Below are 4,395 nucleotides of genomic sequence, written 5' to 3'. Positions count from 1 at the left end.
GGTGGAGGCAAAACTCCACCCTTGTGCTTTTCTAAATTTCTATTTGACGCTTACTGTAAAACCTAGAAGAGAATCGTACCGGCAGGCTTCTCAAGAGGCCGTGAAAAATCTGGCACTTGCATTGCTTACCTCACAGCCCGTAAACGAGCGTTGTTTATCCCAAATCAACTTCTTAGCAATAATATAAGTTTTACTTCCTTCTCGCTTCACTCGATGCTTGAAGCTAGAGCTTTTTACTCTCCTCAGCAGAGCTTGGTAGGGGGGCATTTGCTAAATGCACACAAAAAACGAGCGTTGAAACTTACGTTTCAACGCTCGTTTGATGGCGTGGGTTAACAGAATAGATACATTTGGCAATTCTTGGAAAACCGGCCTTTTGGGAGTAATCAACTGTTACCAGGCATCCTCCGGCCAGATCCTCTGCCAAAATACCTATTCTTTTCATCTAAATTATAGCATGCACAAGGAGAAAACACAACACTTTTACTTCAAGTTATCGTTCTCCACGAGCCTTTTTTTCGCTGGGCTGCTGACTCTGCTTCCACTTCCCTTGGAAGAGTTCTTCGGTAGTACATTCTTCAGGGTAATAGAAGTTTTTTCGCACCCAGCCGTTTTCTTGGTAGACTTCCGTAATGATACGATCGGATAGAACCTCAATAATGATATCCTCTCCGATTGATGTTTTCCCAAGGAGCGGTACAGGGTACTGCTCGTGATTCTTACACAGTTCACGCATCGAGCCCCAATCGCCCGAATCAAAGACCACTTGCTTCAGCACTTCATCCGATATTCGCAATCATCCTTTCCCATCTATGATGTTTTTCATTCAGCAAGATGTAAAGCACATCGGAGGGTCGGGAACTCCGTCTGTGATTATTTCCTTGGCCATCTCAAGTACAATCTTTTCCTTGAGATAACTGAATTGGCACTCGCCGTCTTCGTTTATGTTACGTTCCAGCAGTTCCTCGATTTCTTTCAGGAGCTGCCGCAGGGTTTCCGCTTGATCCATATTATTTTTCACCTTCTTTTCAGGTGCCGGCCATAATGAAGTCATATAGGGCTCCTGGCTCCTTCAGGCACCATTCTTTTGTCCCATCCTCAGTCCAGACCTTATAGTCTGGAGAGGCATCATAAGAAAAGCTCCGGCCTTTTCAGGCCAGGGCTTGGTAGGTGTGGGGCAGAATGTAACCTGTTCGCTTCCGGGATATAAATATCAAATAGCCCCGCTTGCGCGGGGCTATACTTGTGCAGTTGCAGACTGCACCTTTATTTTGGCAAAGGGAGTTTTTCTTTCTGCAATATCGACTATAGTCTTCTTTGGAACCACTCGCCCAGCGAGTGGTTTTTGTTATACAAAACCGCCGCACCCGGCTCTGCCGGGAGGCGGCGGCGTGGTATCAAAATTGCATCAGGAACAACACCCAAGGCTCGGTTTGGATGGGTACGGATTCAGGATTTTATGTGGCGCACCCAACCCGAAGCAGGTCGCTTGGGGGATATTTCGCTTCTGCTGACAGGGAGGGCTCAGGGCTCCACCCGCACCGTCAGGCGGGAGGCGTGCAGCCCACCGTGGTATACCCGGTTATGGGCCACCACGGTCCGGGCGGAAGCAAAACCTTCCCGTGTGTTACTGTTGGGGAAAATGAAATTCTTGGCGCTGGAGGTGACGGTCACCCGGATGCGGTGGCCTTTCCGGAAGCAGTTGGACAGCTTGGTGGTACGGATCTTCAGGCAGACGATCTCGCCTTCCTGCAAAAACTCTGACCGGGCAAAGCCGTTGCGGTATCGGGCGCTGAGCAGGCCGTCCGCCAGTTTGATGGACCGGCCGTTCTCGTCCACATCGGTAACACGCACCACAAAATCAGTATCCGGCGCGTCAGAGGAAATATACAGCTCCGCCGTCATATCGCCGGTCAGGACCAGGTCCTCCTCCAGCACGGGGGAGGTGTAGCACAGCAGGTCCTGGCGCAGTTCCTCCTGGGTGTAGTCCTCCGGCACCTCGATCTCGTTCTCCGACATATCGATGATGTGCTGGGATGGATGCTCGGGGTCATAGGCGTAGCCGTCGCTGTTCTCCTGCTCCGGCTTGGCAAAGGTCAGCCGCCCGTCCCCGGCGGAGGTGTTGGCGTGGCCGTCGCTGTCCAGGTACAGGTGGGTGACCTGGGTCTCGGGTACCGGCCAGTTTTCGGCGGTCTTCCATACCTCCTGCCCCAGAGTGTAGTATTCCACAGGGGCGGTCTGGTCGATGCCGTTGTCCACCTCCTTGAGGTGATGCTCGAACCAGCGGAAATACAGCCAGTCCAGATCAAAGCGCAGCGCCTGGCTGCCGAAGGATACCCCGTGCATATCGTACTTGCTGTTGCCGCTGTGCTGCCAGGGCCCCAGAATGACCTTGCGCATGCCCCGAGGGAAGTCGTGGACCAGTTCCAGGGCTTCGGTGGTGCCCATGCCGTTGTCGTCAAACCAGCCGGACTGAATCAGCGCCGGAATCTGCGCCCCGACGGAACGCTCCTGCCAATTGGACCGACGCCAGAAATCGTTGTAGTCGCTGGGTTCCAGCCACCGTGTGATGAAGGGCACATCGTATCCCAGGGCCTTTTTGGGCAGGTCGGTCAGGGGGCGAATGTTCAGCACTTCCTCCCAGTCGTCGCGTTCCATCAGTTCGGGGTGGAAGGTTTTCTGAGACACCGCAAAGGCCCAGGCCAGCATGCCCGAGGTGAAGGACCCGCCCCGGCGGGGCAGATCCACAAAGGAGCTGCCCGCGCAGACCACGCTGATCAGAGCTTTCAGGTGGGGGTTGCCGCTGGCGGCAGCCGCCCACTGTACATAGCCCAGATAGGACCCGCCCACCATGCCGATGCGTCCGCTGCACCAGGGCTGGGCGGCGATCCAGTTCAGGGTATCGTCGCCGTCCTCTACCTCGTGGTAGTTGGGCAGCCATTCGCCTTCGCTGGCGTTGCGGCCGCGCACATCCTGTACCACCACCGCATAGCCGCGCTGGACATAGCGGTAGTAGACTTCACAGCCGTCCTCCTTGCCGTAGGGGGTGCGCACCAGTACCGCGGGTATCGGGGCGCCGCAGCCTTTGGGCAGGTATACGTCGGTGGAAAGATGTACCCCGTCCCGCATGGGCACCGGGAATGTCCCCGCATGCTCTACCGGAAACAATTGTTCCTCCGGCCAGGTCGAGCGCCACAGGCGCAGGATGGTCTCCTCCTCGGCACCGGGTTCCACCAGCACCGTGACCATCTCCCGGGCAGGGCAGGTGACGGCGATCAGCCGCCCTTCTTTCATCTGTTTGTTGTTGGGGAATTTTACATCCCGCTGCAGGTAGCTGCAGCCGTCTTCGCTGGTGTAGCGCTCGCCGCACAGGGAAACTTCCCCGGTACCCTGCAGGCCCGCCTCGTAGCGGGACAGGTTCTGCCCCAGGGCGGCAAAATCCATTTTTACAAAGGAACGGTAAAAATCCCGGTCCTGGTCGGTCAGGTCCTGCCAGTCCAGCAGCGCGCCGGTGTGCACGTCCAGTTTCTGGATCTGGGGTGTGCCGTCGCCCAGGCGCAGCCTGCCGTACAGGATGCCCGAAACATATAAGTCAAAATTACGCATTTCCGTTTCTCCCGTTTCCCGGTCAGGCGCCGATCAAGGCACGGATGGCATAGGCTACACCGATGCCCACATAGTTGCCCAGGGCACCGGCCAGTACGCCCATGAGCAGACCGATGTTGATAAGGGTCTTCCACTGGGCGCTGGAGGCGATGAGGGCAGCGGTGGGGCCATCTGAGATGCAGCCTACGATGGACAGCAGCACATACTCAAAGCGGACTTTCAGCAACCGGGTGATGAGCAGGTGCAGCAGAATGGAACAGGCGATGACGCAGAAGCAGAACAGGGTGATGTAGAAGGTGGAGCCGAAGAACTGCTGCAGGTCCACCGCAAAGCCGATGGTCACCAGGAACAGCAGCGCCACAAAGAGGCCCAGGTCAAAGTTGCCGCGCAGCTTGCGGATGGCGGGCACCTGCGCCAGGATGATGGAGAAGGTGGTGATGAGCAGGATGCGGCCCGCGCTGCGGAATCCTTCCCCGAATACTACCGAGGAGATGCCGGTAGCGGCCCACACGGTGCCGAAGCCGATGGCCAGCAGCCAGGCGATTTCCTGGATGGACCATTCCTTGGAGGCCATCAGTTCCTCGTGGTCGCCGTCGCCCAGCAGTTCCAGCTCGCTCATTTCATAGGGCCACAGCTTTTTCAGCCGTTTGGAATTCTTGTACAGGGCGGGGGCGGCGAACATCAGGATTAGTGTGGGAATGCCCACCACATAGTCGGCGGCGTTGGCCGAGGCGATGGTGGTCTTGCTGGCCTCCAGACCCACGGCGATGGCGGTCAGGTTGGAGCTGC

Annotated in this window: 5 protein-coding genes; 1 reads left to right on the top strand and 4 read right to left on the bottom strand. The window is 56.7% G+C overall.

What is annotated here, in order from left to right; genetic code table 11:
- Nucleotides 1-187, top strand: a 187-nt coding sequence (locus tag Q0526_RS09895; protein WP_298733052.1) for a hypothetical protein, incomplete at its 5' end; no start/stop codon positions are given.
- Between the two features lie 306 nt (nucleotides 188-493).
- Here the strand turns inward: Q0526_RS09895 and Q0526_RS09890 are convergent.
- From Q0526_RS09890 to Q0526_RS09875, 4 genes are all read right to left on the bottom strand, one after another.
- On the bottom strand, nucleotides 494-736 hold the full coding sequence (locus Q0526_RS09890; protein WP_298733050.1) for a hypothetical protein: 243 nt from the start codon (nucleotides 734-736) through the stop codon (nucleotides 494-496).
- Nucleotides 737-826: 90 nt separating this feature from the next.
- A complete protein-coding gene (locus tag Q0526_RS09885; protein ID WP_298733047.1) occupies nucleotides 827-1,054 on the bottom strand; it encodes a hypothetical protein in 228 nt (75 codons plus the stop codon).
- Nucleotides 1,055-1,524: 470 nt separating this feature from the next.
- The gene (locus Q0526_RS09880; protein WP_298733045.1) at nucleotides 1,525-3,606 is read right to left on the bottom strand and encodes a CocE/NonD family hydrolase; all 2,082 of its coding nucleotides are present in this window, start codon (nucleotides 3,604-3,606) and stop codon (nucleotides 1,525-1,527) included.
- Between the two features lie 22 nt (nucleotides 3,607-3,628).
- Nucleotides 3,629-4,395, bottom strand: a 767-nt coding sequence (locus Q0526_RS09875; protein ID WP_298733043.1) for a DUF819 family protein, incomplete at its 5' end; no start/stop codon positions are given.

It is taken from the genome of uncultured Subdoligranulum sp. (assembly GCF_937890665.1).
This window is presented reverse-complemented; position numbering and strand designations above follow the sequence as displayed.